This is a genomic window from Streptomyces sp. NPDC002536 (assembly GCF_053594995.1).
This window is the reverse complement of the sequence record NZ_JBSFWU010000112.1, coordinates 1-23,233: the sequence shown is the minus strand read 5'-3', so window position 1 is coordinate 23,233 and position 23,233 is coordinate 1. Positions and strand designations below refer to the sequence as shown.

At 71.3% G+C, this 23,233-nt stretch carries 17 protein-coding genes and 1 pseudogene; 12 read left to right on the top strand and 6 right to left on the bottom strand.

The window, feature by feature from the left end:
- Window positions 1–143 precede the first annotated feature (143 nt).
- The 4 genes from ACWD4B_RS29840 to ACWD4B_RS29825 all read right to left on the bottom strand — a co-directional run bounded on the left by ACWD4B_RS29840 (window position 144) and on the right by ACWD4B_RS29825 (window position 8,597).
- A complete protein-coding gene (locus tag ACWD4B_RS29840; RefSeq protein WP_451423663.1) occupies window positions 144–1,565 on the bottom strand; it encodes a M1 family metallopeptidase in 1,422 nt (473 codons plus the stop codon).
- A gap of 16 nt (window positions 1,566–1,581) precedes the next feature.
- Window positions 1,582–5,568: a Pls/PosA family non-ribosomal peptide synthetase gene (locus ACWD4B_RS29835; RefSeq protein WP_451423662.1), complete on the bottom strand. Its 3,987-nt coding sequence runs from the start codon at window positions 5,566–5,568 to the stop codon at window positions 1,582–1,584.
- Window positions 5,569–5,872: 304 nt separating this feature from the next.
- Window positions 5,873–7,510, bottom strand: a complete 1,638-nt coding sequence (locus ACWD4B_RS29830; protein WP_451423661.1) for an ABC-F family ATP-binding cassette domain-containing protein — start codon at window positions 7,508–7,510, stop codon at window positions 5,873–5,875.
- Between the two features lie 73 nt (window positions 7,511–7,583).
- Window positions 7,584–8,597, bottom strand: a complete 1,014-nt coding sequence (locus ACWD4B_RS29825) for an oxidoreductase (RefSeq protein ID WP_451423660.1) — start codon at window positions 8,595–8,597, stop codon at window positions 7,584–7,586.
- Window positions 8,598–8,666: 69 nt separating this feature from the next.
- Between ACWD4B_RS29825 and ACWD4B_RS29820 the strand changes: the two genes are divergently transcribed.
- From ACWD4B_RS29820 to ACWD4B_RS29775, 10 genes and pseudogenes are all read left to right on the top strand, one after another.
- Complete coding sequence (locus ACWD4B_RS29820; RefSeq protein WP_451423659.1) at window positions 8,667–9,623, top strand: FAD-dependent oxidoreductase; 957 nt, start codon at window positions 8,667–8,669, stop codon at window positions 9,621–9,623.
- 309 nt (window positions 9,624–9,932) lie between these two features.
- Window positions 9,933–10,223, top strand: a pseudogene (locus ACWD4B_RS29815) (recombinase family protein); the annotation flags it as partial.
- 47 nt (window positions 10,224–10,270) lie between these two features.
- Window positions 10,271–11,050 carry a transposase gene (locus ACWD4B_RS29810; RefSeq protein WP_451423665.1) on the top strand — a complete coding sequence of 260 codons (780 nt, stop codon included), beginning with the start codon at window positions 10,271–10,273 and terminating at the stop codon, window positions 11,048–11,050.
- Between the two features lie 975 nt (window positions 11,051–12,025).
- Window positions 12,026–12,439: an HNH endonuclease gene (locus tag ACWD4B_RS29805; RefSeq protein WP_451423658.1), complete on the top strand. Its 414-nt coding sequence runs from the start codon at window positions 12,026–12,028 to the stop codon at window positions 12,437–12,439.
- Window positions 12,440–12,714: 275 nt separating this feature from the next.
- A complete protein-coding gene (locus ACWD4B_RS29800) occupies window positions 12,715–13,650 on the top strand; it encodes a major capsid protein (RefSeq protein WP_451423657.1) in 936 nt (311 codons plus the stop codon).
- Between the two features lie 166 nt (window positions 13,651–13,816).
- Window positions 13,817–14,059 carry a hypothetical protein gene (locus tag ACWD4B_RS29795; protein ID WP_451423656.1) on the top strand — a complete coding sequence of 81 codons (243 nt, stop codon included), beginning with the start codon at window positions 13,817–13,819 and terminating at the stop codon, window positions 14,057–14,059.
- A gap of 7 nt (window positions 14,060–14,066) precedes the next feature.
- Window positions 14,067–14,582, top strand: a complete 516-nt coding sequence (locus tag ACWD4B_RS29790) for a DUF6879 family protein (RefSeq protein WP_451423655.1) — start codon at window positions 14,067–14,069, stop codon at window positions 14,580–14,582.
- A 12-nt stretch (window positions 14,583–14,594) separates the two neighbouring features.
- On the top strand, window positions 14,595–15,479 hold the full coding sequence (locus tag ACWD4B_RS29785) for a helix-turn-helix domain-containing protein (RefSeq protein WP_451423654.1): 885 nt from the start codon (window positions 14,595–14,597) through the stop codon (window positions 15,477–15,479).
- A gap of 245 nt (window positions 15,480–15,724) precedes the next feature.
- Entirely contained in the window at window positions 15,725–15,955 is a 231-nt protein-coding gene (locus ACWD4B_RS29780; protein ID WP_451423653.1) for a DUF7848 domain-containing protein, read from the top strand.
- A gap of 114 nt (window positions 15,956–16,069) precedes the next feature.
- Complete coding sequence (locus ACWD4B_RS29775; protein ID WP_451423652.1) at window positions 16,070–16,300, top strand: hypothetical protein; 231 nt, start codon at window positions 16,070–16,072, stop codon at window positions 16,298–16,300.
- A 276-nt stretch (window positions 16,301–16,576) separates the two neighbouring features.
- Here ACWD4B_RS29775 and ACWD4B_RS29770 read toward each other — a convergent pair whose 3' ends face one another.
- Entirely contained in the window at window positions 16,577–18,436 is a 1,860-nt protein-coding gene (locus tag ACWD4B_RS29770) for a Xaa-Pro dipeptidyl-peptidase (protein WP_451423651.1), read from the bottom strand.
- Window positions 18,437–18,622: 186 nt separating this feature from the next.
- Here ACWD4B_RS29770 and ACWD4B_RS29765 point away from each other — a divergent pair, with 186 nt between their 5' ends.
- A complete protein-coding gene (locus ACWD4B_RS29765) occupies window positions 18,623–20,137 on the top strand; it encodes a M1 family metallopeptidase (protein WP_451423650.1) in 1,515 nt (504 codons plus the stop codon).
- A gap of 93 nt (window positions 20,138–20,230) precedes the next feature.
- Window positions 20,231–20,905 (top strand): MerR family transcriptional regulator, encoded by a 675-nt coding sequence (locus tag ACWD4B_RS29760; protein ID WP_451423664.1) that lies wholly within the window; start codon window positions 20,231–20,233, stop codon window positions 20,903–20,905.
- Here the strand turns inward: ACWD4B_RS29760 and ACWD4B_RS29755 are convergent.
- Window positions 20,895–23,069 (bottom strand): 3-hydroxyacyl-CoA dehydrogenase NAD-binding domain-containing protein, encoded by a 2,175-nt coding sequence (locus tag ACWD4B_RS29755; RefSeq protein WP_451423649.1) that lies wholly within the window; start codon window positions 23,067–23,069, stop codon window positions 20,895–20,897. The two genes, ACWD4B_RS29760 and ACWD4B_RS29755, sit on opposite strands and share 11 nt — an antisense overlap.
- Window positions 23,070–23,233: the final 164 nt, after the last annotated feature.

Sequence of the window (23,233 nt, the reverse complement as noted above, 5' to 3'; positions counted from 1 at the left end):
GCTCGGGGCTTCGCCCCGGCCCTCTGGGGTGGTGCGTCGGCTGCGGGCCGGTGGGGGCTTGTCGCGCAGTTCCCCGCGCCCCTGACGGGGCGCCTGGTCGCGCCCACGCGGCGGAGCCGCATATCGAAACAGCCCCGCGCCCCTTACGGGGCAAAGGCCGGCAACGCCTTCTCGTACAGCCACGGATGCAGCAGATCGCCCAGCGGGCGATCTGCGACCCGCTCCGCGTGGCGGAGGAACATCTCCGTGTCGGCGCTGCCGCCCCGATGCACTTCGTGCCATGACCGCAGCACCGTGAAGAAACGATCGTCCCCGACCGCCAGGCGCAGCGCGTGCAGGGTGCACGCGCCCCGGACGTAGATCCGGTCGTCGAAGAGGTGCCGGTGCCCGGGGTCCGCGATGCGCAGCGTCTGGCGGCGGCCCGCCAGGTCGGCCCAGGCCTCGCGCGCGAGCGTGTCCGCGTCGTCCTCGTCGATGTGTTCCGACCACAGCCATTCCGCGTACGTGGCGAAGCCCTCGTTGAGCCAGATGTGCTGCCAGTCGGACAGGCCGACGCTGTTGCCGAACCACTGGTGGGCGATCTCGTGCGCCACGAGCGTCTCGGAACCGCGCTGCCCGTCCATGTGGTTGCTGCCGAAGACGGAGAGCGTCTGGTTCTCCACCGGCTCGGCCAGCTCCGCGTCGACGACCACGGCCCCGTACGCCTCGAAGGGGTACGGCCCGAACAGTTCGGTGAACGCCCGCAGCATCTCGGGCTGGCGCGCCAGGTCGTGCCGGGCCTCCTCGGCGAGGTCGGCCGGATACGCGTTGCGCACCGGGACCGGTGCGTGCCCGTCGGGCACCGTGGCGTGGACGAAGCGGCCCGTGTAGACGGCGGCGAGGTAGGGGGCCATGGGGCCGGCGTGGTGGTACGTCCAGCGCGCCGTGCCGTCGTCCAGTTCCCGGTGGTCCTGCAACGTGCCGTTGGCCAGGACGTGGTGGCCCTGGGGCACGGTCACGGTGAAGGTGTAGGCGGCCTTGTCGTCGGGCCGGTCGTTGCACGGGAACCACGACGGCGCGCCGACCGGCTGGGAGGCGACGAGCGTGCCGTCGTGGTCGTCCCCGGTGCGGTCCCAGCCGATGGGGCCGAAGGACGTGTGCACCGGGGCGGGCCGCCCGCTGTAGCGGACGTCGAGGACGAAGGGCTGGGCGGGGGCCAGCCCCCGCGGCGCGGTGATCAGGATCTTGCCGTCGCGGCGGTGGAAGGCCACCGCCTCCCCGTCCAGTTCGACGGAGCCGACCTTCAGCTTCGCCAGGTCGAGTGCGATCCGGCCGGTGTGCTCGACGGCGACGGCCTCGATGCGGGCGTGCCCGTCGAGCCAGGCCCGCTCGGGGTCGTAGGCCAGCCGCAGGTCGTAGGCGAGCGTGCGGTGGCCGTCGGAGCCCTGCCGCGGGAAGTAGCGCTCCGCGCTCGGGAGCCGCGCGGGGCCGCCGGTGTCGGCGGCCGCCGCAGCGGTGAGCGGGAGGGCCGCCGCAGCCGCGAGCACGGTGCGGCGGCTGCACAGGAACCGCTCCCTGAGCGTCATCGCGGTGTGCCGCCCCTCATGCCGCGTACTCCGGGGAGGCGACGGCACCGGCCGCGACGGGCACCTGCGGCTCGCCCGCGATGGGGTTGCCGGTCCAGCGCGTCCCGGCGGGCACGCTCTCGCCGCGCATCACGAGCGAGGACGGGCCGACGGAGGTGTGCGCGCCGACGGAGCTGCCGGGCAGCACGATGCCGTGCGGGCCCAGCGAGGAGCCCTCGGCGAGGTGAACGGCGTCCATGCGCATGATCCGGTCGTGGAAGAGGTGGGTCTGCAGGACGCAGCCCCGGTTGACGCTGACCCCGTCCTCAAGGGTGATGAGGTCGGACTCGGGCAGCCAGTGCGTGTCGCACCAGACGCCCCGTCCGATGCGGACGCCCAGGCTGCGCAGCCACCAGTTGAGCACCGGGGTGCCGGTGAAGGGGCCCACGAAGAAGGGCACGGCGAGGGACTCCACGAAGACGTCGTACAGCTCGTTGCGCCAGACGAAGGAGCTCCACAGCGGCTGCTCGCCGGCCTTGAAGCGGCCCATGAGCAGCCACTTGGCGGCCGTCGCGGTGAGCGCGGCGGTGAGGCCCGCGGCCAGCAGGAGCGGGGCGCCGACGAGGGCGGCGAGCCCGGGGCCGCCCTGGTCGAAGGCGTCCTGCTCGACGAGGAACACGCCCAGGCCGATCGCGAAACCGACCATCAGCGGCAGCAGACGGCAGAGCTCGACGGCGGCGCGGGCCAGCACGAGCCGGCGCGGCGGGTCGAAGGTGCGGCCCGCGTCGCCCTGGGTGGCCACGCGCGGCAGCGGCATCGCGGGGCGGCCGAGCCAGGAGCTGCCGGGCTCGCTGTGCTCGGGGGCGTCGGAGAGGACGCCGATGAGGCCGTTGTCGGGCACGGTGCGGCCGGGGCCGACGATGCCGGAGTTGCCGACGAAGGCGCGCCGCCCGACACGGGCGGGGCCCAGCCGCAGCCAGCCGCCGCGGAGTTCGTAGGGGGCGACCAGGGTGTCGTCGGCGAGGAAGGCGCCGTCGCCGACGGTGAGCAGCGAGGGCAGCGGCAGGACGGTGGAGGCCTCCACACGGCGGCCCACGCGGGCGCCCAGCAGGCGCAGCCACACGGGGGTGCCGAGGCTGGCGTAGAGCGGGAAGAAGGTGACGCGGGCGTCGGTCAGCAGCCGGTTGACGAGCCAGGCGCGCCAGGCGACCCCGCCGCAGGCCGGGTGCACGCCGGGGACGATGCCCCGGCCCAGGATCCGGACCAGGGCGGCGACGAGCAGCAGGCCGCACACGGTGGTGACGAGGGTGGCCGGCGCCACCGCGGCGAGCAGCAGCAGTCCGGCCGAAGACAGCGTCGAGGCGCCCTTGACCAGGAAGTACGTGCCCACAAGGGCGGGCGCGGAGGCGACGAGCGCGATCAGCGGCAGGCCGAGCAGGGTCAGCGCGTAGGCGAGGTCCCAGCGGCGGGAGCGGCCGCGGCGCGGGGCGGGCCAGGCGAGCGGGTCGACGGGCGCGTCGGCGGAGCGGAGTCCGCCGTGGCTGCCGGGGACGGGGCGCGCCGGGGAGCCCTCCCAGGTCTCCCCCGCCGGGACGTGGCCGTCCAGGCAGGCGCCCGCGGCGAGTTCGGCGCCGGGGCCGAGGGAGGCGCCGGGCATCAGCATGGTGCGGTGGCCGACGCGGGCGTCGGCGTCGATGCGGACGGTCCCGATGTGCAGGTCCTCGCCGTCGATCCACCAGCCGGAGATGTCGGCCTCGGGTTCGATGCTGCACCGGTCGCCGAAGGTGGCGAGGCCGGTGACGGGCGGCATGGTGTGGAGGTTGACGTGCCGGCCCGCCGAGCAGCCGAGGGCGCGGGCGTAGCGGGCGGCCCACGGGGTGCCGAGGAGGGCGGGGACGCCGAAGGAGGAGACGACCCGTTCGGCGGTCCACAGCTTCAGGTGGGCGCGGCCGCCGCGCGGGTGGACGCCGGGGGTGATGCCGCGGGTCAGCAGGCGGGCCGCGGCGGCGCCGACGGCGAGCCGGGCGGGGGCGCTGAACAGGACGAACCAGCCGACGATCACCATCCACCAGGCGGTGTGCGGCGCCCATGCCCTGGGGGCGACGAGGCCCAGCACGTTGTCCGCCAGGGCGAGGCCGACCACGCCGCGCAGGCCCTGGACGCCGAAGAGGGCGCACTGCACGGCGATCTGGGCGGCGCCGGTGCGGCGGCGCACGGGCCGGACCCGGCGGGGCGGGACGTCGCTCCGCGGGGTGTGCGGGGCGAGCGAGTCGATGTACCCGGCCATGTCGCGCAGGACGGTGTGCTGGTAGAGGCCCGCGACGGAGACGCCGGGGTGGGTCTCGCGCAGGGTGGAGGCCATGCGGGCGGCGGTCAGGCTGGTGCCGCCCATGGCCACGAAGTCGGAGTCGGCGGTGGGGCGGAAGCCGACGAGCTTCTCCCAGAGGTCGGCGAGCCGGGCCGCGGTGCCGTACAGCTCGCGGTCGGCGTCCGGGCCGTCGGCGGTGTCGGCGGTGGTCAGCGGCCACGGGAGGGCGTTGCGGTCGACCTTGCCGGAGGTGCGGGTGGGCAGGTCCTCGATCTCGGCCAGGACGGGCACGAGGGCGGCGGGCAGCCGGTCCTGCAGCAGTTTCCGGGCGTCCTGCCGGTCGTAGCCGGCCCCGGTCACCACGTAGCCGACGAGGATCTGGCCGCCGGCCGGGGTGGTGCGGACGGCCGCCGCGGCGCCGAGCACACCCGGCAGGGCGCTGAGGGCGGCGTCGATCTCGCCGAGCTCGATGCGGCGTCCGCCGAGCTTGATCTGGTCGTCGGCGCGGCCGGCGAAGACCAGGCCCTCGGGGTCGGCGCGCACGAGGTCGCCGGTGCGGTAGGCGCGGTGGGTCTCCAGGGCCGCCGAGGGGCGGAACTTGTCGGCGTCCTTGACGGGGTCGAGGTAACGGGCCACGCCGGCACCGGCGATGACGAGTTCGCCCTCGGCGCCGAAGGGGACCGGCTCGCCGGCCTCGTCCACGACGGCGAGCTCCCAGCCGTCGAGGGGCAGGCCGATGCGCACGGTGCGGCCCGGGAACATCTGCGCGGCGCAGGCGACGACGGTGGCCTCGGTCGGCCCGTAGGTGTTCCACATCTCGCGGCCGGGCACGGCGAAGCGGTCGACGAGCTCGGCGGGGCAGGCCTCGCCGCCGACGATCAGCAGCCGCACCCGGTCCAGGGACTCCGGGGGCCACAGCGCGGCGAGGGTGGGCACGGTGGAGACGACGGTGATGCCGCGCTCGACCAGCCAGGGGCCGAGCTCGTGGCCGGCCCGCACCAGCCAGCGGGGGGCGGGGACCAGGCAGGCGCCGTGCCGCCAGGCCAGCCACATCTCCTCGCAGGAGGCGTCGAAGGCCACGGACAGGCCGGCCAGCACCCGGTCGCCGGGGGCGAGCGGCTGCGGCTGGAGGAAGAGCCGCGCCTCGGCGTCGACGAAGGCGGCGGCGCTGCGGTGGCTGACGGCGACGCCCTTGGGGGCGCCGGTGGAGCCGGAGGTGAAGATGATCCAGGCGTCGTCGTCCGGGAGCGCGGGGCGGCCGAGAACACCGCCCGTGGCGTGCGCGGGCCCCGCGCTGATGCGGCCTTCGGCGCCCAGGACCAGGCAGACGCCAGCCTCGCCGAAGACGGTGGCGGCGCGCTCGTCGGGGTCGTCGGCGTCGACGGGCACGTAGGCGGCGCCGCAGCGCAGCACGGCGAGCACGGAGAGGTACAGGTCGGCGGTGCCGGAGGGGACCCGGATGCCGATGCGGTCGCCGGGGCCTGCGCCCATGCTGCGGAGCATCTCGGCACGCGCGGCCACCTCGGCGCACAGGGTGCGGTAGGTCAGCACTTCGGTGCCGGTGTCGACGGCCGGCGCGTCGGGGTATGCGGCGGCGGTCGAGTCGAGCACGTCGAGGAGAGTGCGCTCGGGCGGCGGCGGTGCGCTGCCGTAGCGCGCCTTCCCCACGAGTGGACCTCGTGGAGCGGGCAGGTGGCCTGGAAGGGTCGGCGGCATGTGTGTGCCTCTGTTTCGACGTCAAAAGGTGGTGCGCACGTCCTGTGGACGCGTTCGCCCCCTACAGACGAAGGCAGGTTGCCGCCGGTTCGGAAACCGGGGACCAACGTTCCGTAAATCGAACGGGTGCCGCACCATCCCATCAACGATTCAAATCGTCCTCAGGACGCGGTTTTGAAGGCCCCGTAACACCCCTGAAACACGGCTGCACGCATCACCCTGCGTGACCGCGCCTTGGGGAAGACTTGGCCTGCACCTGGGGTTGTTTTCGGTCACCCTCTCACCCGTTCGGGCCGTCGGGGCCTCAGCGCTCGGTGATCCGGCCCTCCGCGACCTCGATCCGCCGGGTGGTGTGCACCGCGTCGAGCATCCGCCGGTCGTGGGTGACCAGGAGCAGCGTGCCGCCGTAGGAGGCCAGCGCCGACTCCAGCTGTTCGATCGCGGGGAGGTCGAGGTGGTTGGTGGGCTCGTCCAGGACGAGCAGGTTGACGCCGCGGGCCTGGAGCAGGGCCAGCGCGGCGCGGGTGCGCTCGCCGGGCGAGAGCGTGGCCGCCGGGCGCAGCACGTGCGCCGCCTTCAGGCCGAACTTGGCGAGCAGGGTACGGACCTCGGCGGGCGCCGTGTCGGGCACCGCCGCCCCGAAGGCGTCCAGCAGCGTCTCGTCCCCGAAGAACAGGGCCCGCGCCTGGTCCACCTCGCCCACCACCACGCCCGGGCCGAGCGCGGCGCTGCCCGCCTCCAGCGGCAGCCGGCCCAGCAGGGCCGCGAGCAGCGTGGACTTCCCCGAGCCGTTGGCACCGGTGATCGCGACCCGGTCGGCCCAGTCGATCTGCAGGTCCACCGGGCCGAAGGCGAAGGCTCCGCGCCGGGCCGCCGCACCGCGCAGGGTGGCCACCACCGCGCCGGAGCGGGGCGCGGCGGCGATCTCCATACGCAGCTCCCACTCCTTGCGGGGCTCCTCGACGACGTCCAGCCGCTCGATGAGCCGCTCGGTCTGGCGGGCCTTGGCGGCCTGCTTCTCGGTGGACTCGGCGCGGAGCTTGCGGCCGATCTTGTCGTTGTCGGTGGCCTTGCGGCGGGCGTTGCGGACGCCCTTCTCCATCCAGTTCCGCTGGGTGCGGGCCCGGGTCTCCAGGCCGGCGCGGGTGTCCGCGTACTCCTCGTAGGCCTCGCGGGCGTGCCGGCGGGCGGTCGCGCGCTCGTCCAGGTAGGCCTCGTAGCCGCCGCCGTAGAGGTTGACCTGCTGCTGGGCGAGGTCGAGCTCGAGCACCTGATCCACGGTGCGGGCCAGGAACTCGCGGTCGTGGCTGACGAGCACCGTCCCGGCGCGCAGCCCGGTGACGAAATCCTCCAGGCGGGCCAGGCCGTCCAGGTCGAGGTCGTTGGTGGGCTCGTCGAGCAGGAAGACGTCGTACCGGCTGAGCAGCAGCGAGGCGAGACCGGCCCGGGCGGCCTGGCCGCCGGAGAGGGCCGTCATCGGCCGGTCCAGGCCGACGGTGAGGCCGAGCGAGGCGACGACCTCCTCGGCGCGCTCCTCCAGGTCGGCGCCGCCGAGGCCGAGCCAGCGCTCGAGGGCGACGGCGTAGGCGTCGTCCGCGCCGGGCGCCCCGTCGACGAGCTCCTGCGTGGCGGCGTCGAGCGCGGCCTGGGCGGCGGTGACGCCGGTGCGGCGGGCGAGGAAGGCGCCCACCGTCTCGCCCTCGCGCCGCTCGGGCTCCTGCGGCAGGTGCCCCACGGTGGCCGAGGCCGGGCCCGTGTGCACGGTGCCCTCGTCGGGGGTACCGAGGCCGGCGAGCAGGCGCAGCAGGGTGGACTTGCCCGCGCCGTTGGCCCCGACCAGGCCGATGACGTCGCCGGGGGCGACGACCAGATCGAGACCCGAGAACAGGGTGCGGTCGCCGTGTCCGGCGGAGAGGTCCTTGGCGACGAGCGTTGCAGTCATGGCAGCGGAAACTCTATCCGCTCACAGGATTCGCACAGTAATGGTTTTCCCATACTTTTCCCGGCGTTCGCCCTCAGGACGTGATCTTGGTGACAAGCACGTCCCGCGTGGTGCGGGCGACGACGTAGCCGCCGTCGCGGAGCCGGGCGTCGAGCGGCAGGGCGTGCTCCCCCGGTTCCAGCCCGCCGTCGAACACCTCGACGTCGTGCGTGCGGCGGAAACGGTCCTGCCGGTAGCCGGTGAGCCGGACCCGGCAGGCGGCGGCCACCCCGACATGCACCCGCCCCGCGCCCGCGGTCAGCCCCGTGAGCCGGCGCAGGGCGTGCGGTGCGCGCTGGAGGGCCTGTTCGACCTGGGCGACGAGCAGCGGGACGGCCGGGGCCGGAGCCTCTATGAAGACCGCGTCCGAACCGGCGGCCGCGAAGGCGGCCCGCACGGCCGACCGTTCGCCCTCCCCCACGTCCCGCTCGAACGCGACGGCACCGTAGGTGCGTATCTCCTCCGCGTGCGCCCCCGCCGCGTCCCGGGTGATCTCGGCTCCTATCCCTATCGAGCGCAGGGCGGCCGCGAGGCGGGCGAACAGTGAGACGCGCGGGCCCACCAGCAGGACCCGGCGCGCGCCGCACGTCCCGTCGGCGAGCAGCCGCTCCAGCACCTCCCGGTACTCGGCGGAGCGGAAGCGGAACGGGCCCACCCCGCGGTAGCCGTCGCGCGCCGGGTCGGGCGCCGGAGCCGTCTGCCAGACGAAGTCCCGCCACACCACGTCCGCGCCGTCCCGCTCGATCACGGCCGTGACCACCCCGCACTCCAGCCCCTCGCACTCCGGGCAGGCGTAGATCACGTGCCGCCCGCCGGGCAGCGGCGGCAGGCCCTCCAGCAGCAGGGCGCGCACCTGCGAGGTGAAGACCGTGGGCCCGAGGTCGGCGGCGAGCGGCGAGACGCCGTCGACGTCGGCGAGCCGGCCCAGCAGCGGCCTGCCGTCCACGACGAAGTCCAGGAATTCCCGGTGCACTTCGTACGCCCCGTCGGCGAGGAGCGCGCCGGCGCGCGTCGCCGGGGCCAGGCCGAAGGTCGCGTACGCTGCCATGCCCGGAGTATTCCCCTCTGTGTGCCGCTTCGAGCCCGGAAGCGGGGAATTCGCCGGTACCGTCGGCCCATGGCGAGCGATGTGATCGTGGTCGGTGCCGGGATAGCCGGACTGACCAGTGCGGTCGTGCTGGCGGAGCGTGGGCTCCGGGTCGCGGTGTGGAGCCGGGAGGCCCCGGCGGAGACCACGTCGGCGGTGGCGGGCGCGCTGTGGTGGCCGTACCGGATCGATCCCGAAGAGGCCGTGTCCGCCTGGTCGTTGCGCTCGCTGACGGTCCTGACCGCGCTCGCCGCGCGGCCGGAGGAGACCGGGGTGCGTCTGGTCGGCGGTACGTACGCGGGGGCCGGCCCCGCGGAGCTCGGCCCGTGGGCGGCCGGGGTGCCCGGGCTGCGGGCCGCCATGCGGGGCGAACTGCCGCCGGGGTACGGGCGCGCGGTGCGGGCGCACGTGCCGCTGCTGGACATGCCGGCCCATCTCGCCCACCTGCAGCGGCGCTTGGCCGCTGCAGGCGGCTCGGTCACGGCCGGCCGGCCGCTGTCCTCGCTCGCCGAGGCGGCGCGCCGCGCGCCGACGGTGGTCAACTGCACCGGGCTCGGGGCGCGTCACCTGGTCCCCGACCCCGGGGTGTACCCCGTGCAGGGCCAGCTGGTCGTGGTGGAGAACCCGGGCGTGCACGAGTGGTTCGCGAGCGCCGACGAGCCGGGGACGGACTCCGTGTACGTCTTCCCGCAGCCGTACGGGGTGGTGCTCGGGGGAACGGCGCGGAGCCATGTGTGGGACCGGGCGCCTGTGCCGTCGACGGCACAGGCGATCATCGCGCGGTGCGCACGGGTGCATCCGGGGCTGGGCGGTTCCCGTGTGCTCGCGCACCGCGTGGGCCTGCGGCCGGCTCGGGCGGCGGTGCGCCTGGAGGCGGAAACCCTGCCGGGTGGGGGGAGGTTGGTGCACAACTACGGGCACGGGGGTGCGGGGGTGACGGTGGCGTGGGGGTGCGCGGAGGGCGTCGCGGCTCTGGTGGAGTGCTGAGGCCCCGGCCCCTCCCCCAGCTAACGCTGGGAGGTGCCCCCAACGGGCTGATTTCCGCCGGTGCCGGGCAACTTCAGCCTGGCCGGCGTTTGAGGCCGAGCGGCGGAGCCGCGACAGCGGGGGTCTGGGGGCGGCAGCCCCCAGGAAACGGCGAATCCCGATGCTCCAGATTGATAGCTCTGGAGTGGTCGGCCCATGGTGGCATCGGCGCAGGTCAAACGGCTCGGGCAACCTTCGCTCCCCACAGGGGATATGGAGAAGAGCAGTAACGCCCCTGCAGGAACCGTCACCGGGACCGTGTTTGCCGAGATGCTGCGCGGTGTCCGATGTGTCCGTCTGTCGGTCCTGACGGATGAGACCACCAGCCTCGAACGGCAGCGCGAGGCCGACGATATCGCCGCCGCTGCCCTCGGGATCGACTTCGGCGAGGTCGAGGAGCTTCGCGAAGCGGTCGACTTGGACGTGTCCGCGTCCAAAGTCGGCCCCTTCGACCGGCCACAACTAGGCATGTGGCTCTCCCTTCCCCACACCTTCGACGCGTTGGTGTTCTGGCGCTTCGACCGGGCCATCCGGTCCATGGCCGACATGCACGAGCTCGCCTAAAGATCTTCTCGTAACCGTGCTGGGTGGCCTGCGTTGGTCTGGTCGTGCAGGTGGTCTCCGCTCAGCGTCGTGAGTTCGTCGAGGTGTTCACCGGGCTGCGCCCGGGTCAGTTCCAGCGGCTGGTCAGAGCCGTCCACCGCGCTGGCGGGCAGGCTCTGGACCCTGGCCGGCCAGGCCGCCCGTGGTCGCTGTCGCTGGAGGACCGGGTGCTGCTGGTGGCGATGTACTGCCGCACGAACCTGTCCATGCCCCAGCTCGCTCCGCTGTTCGGGATCTCCACTGCGGCAGTCGGCAGGATCATCAAGCGGCACGGGCCGCTGCTGACCCTCGCACCCGCCAAGCGCAGGCCGGGAACCGGTGACGTGCTTGTCGTGGACGGAACGCTGGTGCCCACCCGGGACCGGTCGGTCGCGGCCTCCTCGAAGAACCACCGCTACTCGGCGAACATGCAGGTCCTCATCAAGGCGGAGACCAAGCTCGTGCTCGCAGTCGGCCGCCCCCTGCCCGGCAACCACAACGACTGCACCGCCTTCACCGACTCCGGCATCGACACCGCCTGCGGAGACGCCACCGTCATTGCCGACGGCGGCTACCAGGGCACCGGACTGCTCATCCCGCACCGCCGCAAGGCCGGACAAGAACGGCTGCCGCAGTGGAAGGAAGAGCACAACGCATCCCACCGCCGGGTGCGAGCGCGCGTCGAGCACGTCTTCGCACGCATGAAGAACTGGAAAATCCTCCGCGACTGCCGGCTCAAGGACGACGGCGTCCACTGGGCCACCAGCAGCGTTGCCCACATGCACAACCTCGCCCTCGCCGGCTGACCTGAGCCCAGAACTCGGCAACACCATTACCGTCAAGCACAGTTACGGAGTTACGAGAAGATCTTTAGTCGCCTTCCTGGTGGCGCCCAAGAAGATCGACGCTGGTCGGATCGTGCCCGTAGGCTTTGTATTGCCACGCGTCGGGGGGAAGATTTCGTTCGGGTGTCCCTTTTGCCACTCGATGCTGGAGTCTGCATCGATATCTGCTCGGAATTCTGCGTAGCAGTCACGCTTATCAGCCATGACCGTTCTCATTACCGGTGTCGCACAGTGCACCTATTGGCACGTGTGCCTAGCGCTGTGTCGAGGCTGCATTCCACTGCCCTGAATTTCAGCCTGACTCCCCCGCACAGCGTCTGCAAGTTGACACCGTAGCACCGATCGCCTGTCGGCGAGTCACCCCATCCGATCGGAGGCCCCATGCCGCGACGACCCCGCCCTCTTGTCCTGTCCCCGGGTGCCCCGAGCTGACGCGGGCCGACGGGCGCTGTGGGTGGGGACCGGTCCTGCGTTACCGGCTTGTCCACCAGGCGGCTCCGACTCCGGTTCCGGCTGCTGTGGTCACCAGGGTGACGAGCCAGGCAGGGACGCGCTGAATGGTCACGTGCAGCCCACCCCAGCGAAGTTCGAACTGTGGGCGCTGCCTGGTGCCGCTCGTGTTCGAGGTCATGACAAACAGTCTTGCACTCACCCTGAGTGTTCGTTGAAGAGCTGTTTGTGTATCAAACCAGCTGCCGAACTTAGACGCTTTGGCCAAGGTGTGACGAGATGACGCACGACGGAGACGTCCAGCTCAGTCGATGCCGCCGCGTTGAGGATCTTGAGCGGAAGACACCCGACTAGATTGTTAGAGATAGCCGAGACGTAAGAACGCCCGTTGGGTGGTTCCAGTCCCAGACGATGTGCGCAACGCCTGTCCGCCTCCCCCTTGCCCACTCCCCGGGTGCCCTGAGCTGACCCGGGCCCGCATCGGCTGTGGATGTGGACCATGTGCGGCCCCTCGCGTTGGGAGGGACCGACACGGACGGGAACGTTCAGGTGCTGTGCCGGGGGTGCCACAAGACCAAGACTCGCGCCGAGTTCGGCGTTACCGGTCCCGCCGTTCTGAGCGGCAGCAAGCCCCAGGTACGACAGGCACAGTTGCTGCCCGTCTGGTCAGAGTGCCGACGCGAGGGTCAAAACAGGCCCAGCAGGCTGCCTAGCGCAGCGACGGCGTTGGCAAGAGGCAGAGTGACGAGGTTCAGCATCAAGGTTCCTTACAAGGGGCGAGAGTTGGGCCCCGGCAAGAGTCGCATGAGGTTTGATCACTGCGCGCCTTCTGTCGCCCGTGTGGGTCTGCTGTATCGATCCCCCGCCCCTTTGTTCGGAGGTGCCCCCCATGCCACGTAGACTCCCCCCCTTGCGGTGTCCCCGGGTGCCCCGAGCTGACCCGCACGGGTGGCCGCTGCGAGCAGCACGAGCGCGAGGCGAACCGGTTGCGTGGGACGTCGGCGGAGCGGGGCTACGGGACCAGGTGGCAGCGCTTGCGGAAGCAGTACTTGTACGCGCATCCCTGGTGCGTGCTGTGCGGCCGGACGGCGACCTTGCCCGACACTTCCCGCTGAGTAGACGGCAGTTGGTTGCTCAGGGCGTAGACGATCCGGACGCGTGGAACAGGCTTCGGCTTGACACTTACCCTTGCTGAATCTGCAAAGCTCTCTACCGACATGTTGCAGCGCGGCGTCATTGAAATGTTCGTGCAGGAATCCCCGATCCTCGATCGGCTGCCGCTGATTCAGGTGACGGGCAACGCCTTCAAGTACAACGAGGAGTCCACGCTTCCCGGAGTGTCCTTCCGGGCTGTGAACGAGGCGTACCCGGAGAGCACGGGCACGCTGAACCAGCGCATCGAAACCCTGGCCATCCTCGGCGGTGACGCCGATGTGGACAAGTTCATCGTGCAGACGCGTGGTGACCTGAACGATCAGCGCGTTATTCAGACCACGCTCAAGATCAAGGCTGCCTCGGTCCACTTCGCAGACCAGTTCTTCAACGGTGACGTGGAGGTCAACCCGAAGGGCTTCGACGGCCTGCGCAAGCGGCTGTTCGGTACTCAGGTGCTGGATGCAAAGGGAGCGGGCCCGGTTGCCAACGGCCATGACTTCTTCGACGCCCTGGATGCCCTGGCGGCACAGGTACGCGGCATCAGCGGCTCCAACGGCGCGCTGTACATGAACGCCGCGCTCCGGGCCAAGATCGAGTCCGGGTTCCGCCGGCTCGGCGGTGGCGAGCTCCTGCGCGAGGAGATCGCGGGGAAGCGCACCGTCACGTGGAAGGGCATCCCGCTCCTGGATGCCGGGCAGAAGCTCGATGGTTCCGATGTTCTGCCGCTGACGACGGGCACTGGCGGGAAGCAGACCGGTGACATCTACGCCGTCCGCTTCGGTACGGGCGAGGCCGACGCCGGGGTCTCCGGGCTGACCAACGGCGGAGTCCAGGCAACAGACCTGGGCGAGGCTCACGACAAGCCCGTCTACCGCACCCGCATCGACTTCTACTGCGGTCTCGCCCTGTTCGGCGGCAAGGCGGCCGGCCGCCTGAACAACGTGCTCGTCGGCTGACGCGAAACCCCGCACTTGCTACCCACCGGGCATGCAGGTGCGGGGTTTCGCCGTGCTCGGATACAGCTTCAAATGCCGCACAACTCCGTCCACTTGACGCTTCTCTGCTGTAGGGGTGAGGCTCGCCCGTGCACACTGGTGCAACCCTTCGACCGTGGGAGCGAGCATGGCCTTGAAGTTCCTCGGCATCATCCCGAACACCCCGGACACAGACTCTCCGACGATCTGGCTCGACGAGGAGACCGGTGACCTTCTGATTCAGTCCTACAAGGCCACTGAGGAGGAGGTGAAGGAGTGCCAGGAGGTCGGTTCGATCCCTGGTCACTCCACGGCTGTGCCGGACCACGAGACGATCATCCGACTCCCCAAGGTCATGCGCCAGTTCATCCCCAAGCCCGACAGCGAGTAAGGAAGAGATGACGACGCCCGTGCATGAGGGCCTGGCCAAGGCCAAGGAGTCAGCCGTTCACCTGGAGATGCGCGACGCCTACCAGCCCAGCGATCCCGAGTTCATTGCCTGGCAGCAGGGCAAGCGCCTTGATCCCGCTGGCGCCCGGTCGTCATGGTGGCGTCCGTTCCTCGATGTGGTGGCCGAGACGACGGCGCGCGGGGTCGTGATGCGGCGCGCCCGGATCGTCTCCGAGCCGGTGACCGACTACATCCGGTACGAGTACGACGTGACGTTCCCGAACGTCGTGGCCGGTGAGCAGGTCCGGTGGCTGGCCCGGCGCAAGGCGGCAGACATCGCGCTGCCTGGGACCGATCTGTGGATGTTCGACGGCAAGGCCGTGCTGTTCACCTACTTCTCCGGCATCGGCGAAGTGGTCGACCGTGAATGGCGCACGGAACCGGCTGTCGTGGACCTGGTGAAGTCGGCATTTGAAGCGGTCTGGGAACGGGCCACCCCGCACGAGGAGTACCGGCTCCGCTGATCCTTTGGTCCCATGGTTGTCTCTCCGTCTTCAAGTGCTCAGCAGGCCCGGCAGGCTCTGGCTGACCGGCTCTCGGAACTGTGCCGGGATGCCGGGCTGACCGGGCGCGATCTCGCCCGTCTGTGCGGCTGGCATGCGTCCAAGTCGTCACGGATCATGAACGCGCGGACTCCGCCTTCCGCCGATGACATCCGGGCGTGGTGCCGGGCGACCGGCGCGGAGGAGCAGACTGCCGATCTGGTCGCCTCGCTGCGTACTGCCGAGGGGATGTGGATCGACTGGCGGCGCATGGAACGCACTGGGCTGAAGCAGGCGCAGGAAGCCCGGTTGCCGCTGTACGAGCACACCCGCCGTTTCCGCTCGTACTCGCCCGGACTCGTGCCCGGATTGATCCAGACCCGCGCCTACACCGAGGCAGTATTGCGTGCCGTGCAGCGGCGCAGGGTGGCGGTGGACGACGTGGCCGAGGCGGTAGCTGCGCGCATGGAACGGCAGCGTGTGCTGCACGAAGGGAGCCGGCGGTTCGCCTTCCTCGTGGAGGAGTCGGTCTTGCGGAACAGCCTCGGCGACGACGACATGCTCACCGATCAGCTTGGCCACCTGGCCACGGTCGGCTCCCTCCCCAACGTCAGCATGGGCATCGTGCCCGAACAGCGCCACCGCTCACGGATGCCGGTCGAAGGGTTCTGGATCTACGATGCGACACAGGTCAACGTCGAGCTGGTATCCGGCTACCTCACCATCACACAGCCGAGCGAAGTCGCCATGTACGCGGACACGTTCGCGGAACTCGCCGACATGGCCGTCTACGGGACACAGGCACGAGCACTGATCACGGCAGCCATGGATGCGCTCCGGCAACTGCCGTGCAATCTCGTAGAACCTCCTGGGAGTTGAGGCGGTTCGGTTCCTAGCGTGGTCGTCGTTCAGACGACACGAGGAGCGGGGATGCGTACTCGTAGGACCACCATGTCGTCGGCTCCCCACCTGGGGGCGCCGTCCCTTGAGCCACCCAAGCCGGTACCCGGTTGCGTTGAGTGCCTGAGACTGGCAACAGTCCGCCTGAACGCTCGGACGAGAGGCGACTTCGCGACCGCCACGGATTGCGACATCAAGATCCGGAAGCACGGTCAGGGGCACCGGTGACCACGCGCGCTGTCTACCGGTACGTGCCGCACACGATCACGCACGTACCCGAAGGCGGGGTCGTCTTCGAAGCGTTCTGCACTGCGGACGCCTGCGACGAAGACTCCGGCCCGCAGAACGAACAGGAAGCGGCGCAGGACTGGGCCCTGCGCCACGCCGGGCGCACCGGTCACGACCTGTTCCGGCGCGTGGTGACCGACCATGCGAGGGTCACCCGCGCCGAATAGTCCCCGGCCCGCGAAGCCACGCCGACCATGACGGCCCCGCGGGCCGGACAGCTACGTTCCCGACCTGGGGTGCCGCTCCGACGGTGAGGGCGTAGCCGTTGGCCCCGTTCTTACGTGATCTGCGGCGGCCACAAGCTGATCACGCCGCATCACCTCGCCCGGTACATCCTCCCGCCCGACACCCGCCCACTTGTTCCACGGTTTCTGGAGGAGCACGAGAAGGAGCAGGAACGAGCAGCGGAACGCGAGCGGCAGCGCCAACGCCGCGTGGCTCTCGTTGCTGCCGCGCTCGGCTACGACTACCCGAACCCCGAGCGGCACGACCTCGCGGCGGTGGCCGCATGAGCACCGCTGTCTGCTGCCGCTGCGGCAGGCCCACGGAAGCCCCGGTGACCGTCGGATACATCCCCAGCGCAAGCGGCCCCGGATTCTCCCTCTACGCCTGTCCCGACTGTGCTCTGAAGATTGACCCGGGACCGTCCCCCGAGGACGCGCAGAGTGTCACGGACCCGCGCTGACCGGCAGCAGTGCCCCGCCCCGCCTGGTCACGAACCAGGCGGGGCCCGTAGAACCCCCGCTACGAGCATCGGGAAAAGGGCGGGACCGGGGCCCCAACACCCCCTACCTCACCGGCACCCGCACCCCCGACCCCCGCAGGTCCACCGTCAAGTGCGGGGTCGTGGAGGCCGGTTCGAGCAGTCCCGTGTCCGTTCCTGCCACGATCAGCCCCAGCCGGTGCCCCGCCGGCACCACGTGGTCGGTGGCCACCAGGTCCAGCGTCATGCTGTACGAGCGGCCCGGCACCAGCGGCTCGCCGTGGGCGAGCCCCGCGTGGTGGCCCAGGTCCGCCCAGCCCCGGCTGAAGACCGTGAAGCCGACCCGCTCCGTGTCGGCCGCCGTACGCAGGAAGCACCCCGTGTCCCCCGCGTTGCCACTGCCCCAGCAGTCACGGTCGGTCAGCGTAGTGATCCCCTCCCCCTTCCCCGCGTAGTTGCGGATGACCGCCGGGCCGAGATCCACCAGTACCGCCGACAGATGCGCCGACTCCGTCGACGGCGTGACCGTCAGCCGTACGGCCGACGAGCCCGACACCCGCACGTCGTGCGTCAACGGCCGCGTGGCGAAACCGGCCTTGTCCGGGGTGGCCGCGTCGAACTGCGCCGCCCAGTCCGTCTCACCCCGCTTCGGGTCGTCCGTGAACTCCGCCGTCGTCCCGCGCGGCGCGGGCCGCGTCCCCAGTGCGCCGCCCCCCGTCGGGTACAGGGACACCGTCCGCGTGCCGCGCGGCGGCCACACCCGGTCCGTCGTCCACCGGCCGGGCGCGCGTTCGATGTCGGCCATGGGTTCGCGCTGGATGCCGTTGTCGTAGCCCAGCAGGTAGTGGTCGAACCAGCGGTGCAGCGTGTCGACCCACTCCGCGCGGCGGAAGTCGAACGGGTCGACGTGTCCTGCCGTCGACAGCCACACTTTCCGCTCCACGCCGTGCGCGGCGAGCGCGTTCCACCACTGGCCGAAGTGCTTGGTTCGGACATTGAGGTCCTGCAGGCCGTGGACGGCGAAGACGCTGGCCCGTACCCTGCCCGCGTCCCGCACGTAGTCGCGTGCGCTCCACAGCGCGGTCCAGTCGCCGTTGCGCGGGGCGCCCTCGACGAGCCTGCGCTGAACGGCTGCGCAGCGGCCGTGCGCGCCGGAACTCTCGACGGTGTCGGACAGTTGATCGGGCCCGCCGTCGTAGAGGGCCGCGCCCTGGGAGAAGTAGTAGTCGTACCAGGAGCTGATGCCGCCGATCGGGACGATGGTCCGCAGCCCTCCGACGCCCGTCGCGGCAACGGCGTTGGCGATCGTGCCGTCGTAGCTCTTGCCGATCATGCCGACGGCTCCGGTGGTCCATCCGGCGCGCACCGCGTGGCCGCCGGCGCGCGAGGACCAGCCGTGCGCACGGCCGTTGAGCCAGTCGACGACGGCCTTGGCGGACTGGACGTCGGAGCGGCCGCCGATGTCGGTGCACCCGTCGGAGCGGTTGGTTCCGGTGAGGTCGACGAGGGCGACGGCGTAGCCGCGCGGGACGAAGTAGTTGTCGTAGTAGAGCGGGAACTGCACGGGGTTGCCCTGTGCGTCGTACGTCTTGAGCTGGCTCTCGTTACCGCGGCCGCAGCAGGAGTAGTAGGGGCTGGCGTCCATGATCACGGGGACGCGCCGGCCCTGCTCGGCCGCCTCCCGGGGGCGGATGATGTCGACGGCGACCCGGTCGGTGCGGCCGTCGCCGTCACCGTCGATCCCCGTGTCCACCCACACGGATTCGCGCACGGCGCGGTCGTACGAGTAGACCGGTCTGCTTTCTCCCGGCGGTTTTCCGCCATGCTGTGCCGTCGCGGCGCGCGCGGTGCCGGGGAGGGCCGCAAGAACAGCGGTCAGGGCGGCGAGAACCGCCACGAGCAGGGTGGTCCGGGGTATGCGGGTGACCCGCCTGTGTATGGGCACGGCCGGACCGTAGCGCGAGTCAACTCCCGTACAGAAGGGGGGTGACGGTGGCCGGAAGTGGTCCGGGGGGCGTTGATGTCAGGCACATGTCGATCACATGTCGCAATCCGCCATGGACATACCCTGGGCCCCGGTGAGTACATAGGCTGCGATCAGCCCTTCGCCCCCTACGAGTTGGAGTGACTCGTGCGTCACAGACTCATCGTCCCCGGCGCGGCCGCGGCGTTCCTCATGCTGGCCGTCCCGGCGTCCGCCGCCGAGCCCACACCCGGCGCCCCCGGCATCGGGGACTCGTACTACCCGGAGGCCGGGAACGGCGGGTACCACGTCTCCCACTACGACCTGCGTCTGACGTACCAGCCGAAGACCGACCGGCTGGACGGCACGGCGACCCTGATCACCACCGCCGACCAGGACCTCTCGCGCTTCAACCTGGACTTCCTGCTGGACGTCAAGGACGTGCTGGTCGACGGCAAGAAGGCCTTCTTCACCAAGTCCGGCACCCACGAGCTGGAGATCACCCCGGCGGCGCCCCTGGAGAAGGGCAGGCAGGTCAGCGTCGTCGTCCGCTACAGCGGCATCCCCTCGCAGGTGAAGGTCGACGGCTCCAGTTCCTGGCAGCGCACGCCGGACGGTGCGGTGATCGCCAACGAGCCGGAGGCCGCGGCCTGGTGGTTCCCGAGCAACGACCACCCGCGCAACAAGGCGACGTTCGACGTCTCGGTGTCCGTGCCGGACGACGTCCAGGCGATCAGCAACGGCGTGCTGGCCTCGAAGTCCTCCAAGTTCGGCTGGACGCGCTACAACTGGCGTTCCACCAAGCCGCAGGCCACGTACCTGGCCACGCTGGCGGTCGGCAAGTTCGACATCACCACCGGTACCACGTCGAACGGCCTGCCGATCGTCAACGCCTACAGCAAGGACCTGGGCGACAACCTCGACTCGGCCAAGGCCAGCGTCGAGCGCACGAACGAGATCCTGGACTGGGAGTCCTCGGTCTTCGGCCCGTACCCCTTCACCGCGGCCGGCGGCTACGTGCCCAACGTGCCCACGCACTACGCCCTGGAGACCCAGACCCGCCCGTTCTACAGCCCGGCGCAGTTCGCCAACGGGGCCAACACCTCGGTGGTGGTGCACGAGCTGGCGCACCAGTGGTACGGGGACAGCGTGTCGGTGAAGAACTGGCGTGACATCTGGGTCAACGAGGGCTTCGCCTCCTACGCCCAGTGGCTGTGGTCGGAGAAGGAGAACGAGGGCACCGCCCAGCAGCTCGCGGACTACACCTACGCGAGCGTCCCGGCGGACAACGACTTCTGGAAGGTCAAGCCGGGCGACCCGGGCCCGGAGAACCAGTTCCACGCCGCCGTCTACAACCGTGGCGCGGTCGCGATCCAGGCGCTGCGCAACACCGTGGGCGAAAAGGCCTTCTTCGAGATCCTCAAGAAGTGGCCGACGGTGAACAAGTACGGCAACGGCTCGGTCCAGGACTTCCAGGCGTTCGCCGAGAAGGTCTCGGGCAAGAACCTGCAGAAGCTGTTCGACACCTGGCTGTTCACCACCTCCAAGCCCTCCGCCGCGGACGCCGCCTCGTACGGCATCGGCAAGGTCCCGGCGGGCGCGTCCCTGCGGGCGGCCGGCAAGCCGGCGGAGCCGAAGTCCTGGAAGCAGATCCAGTCCGCCCAGCTCGGCCACGAGCACTGATCCGAGCACTGATCCGAGCACTGACCGATCGCACATTCTGCTGTGACACCACCGGTTTCACACCGGTGGTGTCACAGCAATACTGACATGGTGATGCTCACCATCGACGAACTGGCCGCCCGCGCCGGGATGACCGTGCGCACCGTCCGCTTCTACGGCACTCGCGGGCTGCTGCCCCCGCCCGAGATCGGCCCCCGCCGGGTCGGGCACTACGGGCCCGAACACCTCTCCCGGCTGGCCCTGATCGAGGAACTCCAGCGCCAGGGCCTCACGCTCGCCGCCATCGAGCGCTACGTGCAGGGCCTCCCCGCGGACCTCAGCGCCCGCGACCTGGCCATCCACCGTGCGGTGGTGGCCTCCTGGACGCCGGACGCGGCGGAGGAGACCACGCGCGAGGAGCTCGAACGCCGCGCGGGCCGGGCCCTGACCGAGGAGGACGTCGACCGGCTCGCCGCCATGGACGTCCTCGAACGGGCGGACGGGGACGGGGTGTTCCGGGTGGACCGCGGGCTGCTGGGCCTGGGCGTGCAGCTGCTGGACGTCCCGATCCCGCTGGAGACCCTTCTCAAGGCCCGCACGGTGCTGGTGGACCAGGCGCGCGCGACCGCCCGGGAGCTCACCCGTCTCTTCCACGACGAGGTGTGGGACCCCGAGCGGGTCGACGCCATGAAGTCGCTCTCCGCCCACATGCAGCCGATGGTGGTCCAGGCCCTGGTGACGGCCTTCCAGCGGTCGCTCAAGGAGGAGCTGCGGACGGTCAGTCGGTGAGTCGGTCGGTGAAGGTCTCCCCTTTCTCCGCCTTCTCCAGCAGCAGGGCGGGCGGGGCGAAGCGCTCGCCGTAGGCGGCCTGGAGCTCCCGCGCGCGGGCTGCGAAGCCGGGCAGACCGCCCTCGTAGCCGTTGATGTACTGCAGGACGCCGCCGGTCCAGCCGGGGAAGCCGATGCCGAGAATCGAGCCGATGTTGGCGTCGGCGACGGAGGTGAGGACGCCCTCCTCCAGGCAGCGGACGGAGTCCAGCGCCTCGGAGAACAGCATCCGCTCCTTCAGGTCCTCGAACGGCACCGCGCTCTCTGCCGTGCCGAAGTGCTCGGCCAGGCCCGGCCAGAGCCCTGCGCGCTTGCCGTCCACGTAGTCGTAGAAGCCCGCGCCGCCGCTGCGGCCCGGGCGGTCGAACTCCTCGACCATGCGGTCGAGGACGGTGTCGGCGGGGTGCGGGGTCCAGGTGCCGCCGCTCTCCTCGACCGCCTTGCGGGTCTCGTCGCGGATCTTCCGCGGCAGGGTGAGGGTCAGCTCGTCCATCAGGGAGAGCACCTTGGCCGGGTAGCCGGCCTGGGCGGCGGCCTGTTCCACGGAGGCGGCGGGGACGCCCTCGCCGATCATGGCCACGCCCTCGTTGATGAAGCGGCCGATGACGCGGGAGGTGAAGAAGCCGCGCGAGTCGTTGACGACGACGGGCGTCTTGCGGATCTGCCGGACGAGGTCGAAGGCGCGGGCCAATGCCTCGTCGCCGGTGCGCTCGCCCTTGATGATCTCCACCAGCGGCATCTTGTCGACGGGCGAGAAGAAGTGCAGACCGATGAAGTCCGCGGGCCGCTCGACGCCTTCGGCGAGCAGGGTGATGGGAAGGGTGGAGGTGTTGGAGCACAGCAGGGCGTCGGGGGCGACGACGTGCTGGACCTCCTGGAAGACCTTGTGCTTGAGCGCGGGGTCCTCGAACACGGCCTCGATGACGGCGTCGCAGCCGGCCAGCTCCGCCACGTCCGCGGTGGGGGTGATGCGGGCGAGCACGGCGTCGCGCTCGGCCTCGGTGGTGCGGCCCTTGGCGACGGCCCTGTCCAGCAGCCCCTCGGCGTAGGCCTTGCCATGCCGGGCGTTCTCCAGGGTGACGTCCTTGAGGACGACCTCGATGCCCGCGCGGGCGCACGCGTAGGCGATGCCGGCGCCCATCATGCCCGCCCCGAGCACGGCCGCCCTGCGCACGGGCCGGGGGGCGGTGCCCTGCGGGCGGCTGCGGCCGGCGTTGACGGCCTGGAGGTCGAAGAAGAAGGCCTGGATCATGTTCTTGGAGGTCCGGCCCGCGACCAGCTCCGTGAAGTACCGCGCCTCGATGACCTGGGCGGTCTCGAAGTCGACCTGGGCGCCCTCGACGGCGGCCGCCAGGATGTTGCGCGGGGCCGGGTAGGGCGCGCCGCCGGTCTGCTTGGCGAGCGTGGCCGGGAAGGCGGGCAGGGCCGCGGCGAAGGCGGGGTCGGCCGGGGTGCCGCCGGGGATCCGGTAGCCCTCGGCGTCCCAGGGCTGGCGGGCGTCGGGGTGGTCGTCGATGAAGGCGTGGGCCTTCGCGAGCATCTCCTCCTCGGTGTCCGCCACTTCGTGGACGAGCCCGGCCTCCAGGGCGCGCCGCGGGCTGTACTGGGTGCCCTGCAGCAGCACCTTGAGCAGCGCGTCGGTGATGCCGAGGAGCCGCACGGTGCGGACGACGCCGCCGCCCCCGGGGAGCAGGCCGAGGGTGACCTCGGGGAGGCCGATCTTCGAGCCGGGGGCGTCGAGGGCGATGCGATGGTGGCAGGCGAGGGCGATCTCGTAACCGCCGCCGAGCGCGGCCCCGTTGAGGGCGGCCACGACGGGCACGCCGAGGGTCTCGATGCGGCGCAGGTCGCGCTTGACGCGCAGGCCGGCGTCGAAGGCCTGCTGTGCGCGGTCGGGGGTGACGGCGATGAGCTCGCGCAGGTCGCCGCCGGCGAAGAAGGTCTTCTTGGCGGAGGTGAGGATGACGCCGCGGACGTCGTCGCGTTCCGCCTCCAGGCGGTCGGCGGCCTCGGCGAGGGACTGCTGGAACGCGGCGTTCATGGTGTTGGCGGACTGGCCGGGGTCGTCGAGGACGAGGGTGACGATGCCGTCGTCGCTGCGCTGCCAGCGGATGGTGCTGCTCATGTCGGGGCTCCTGGAGGGGTGTTGGGGGCGGGGCGGACGCGCTCGGGGTGGGCGCCCCGTCAGGGGCGCGGGGAACTGCGCGATCAGCCACGACGCTCCCGCAGTCGAGGTTCGGGGGGGGGGGGCCCCGGCCCCCCGGGGGGGGGGGGGGCCCGTGGCCGGTG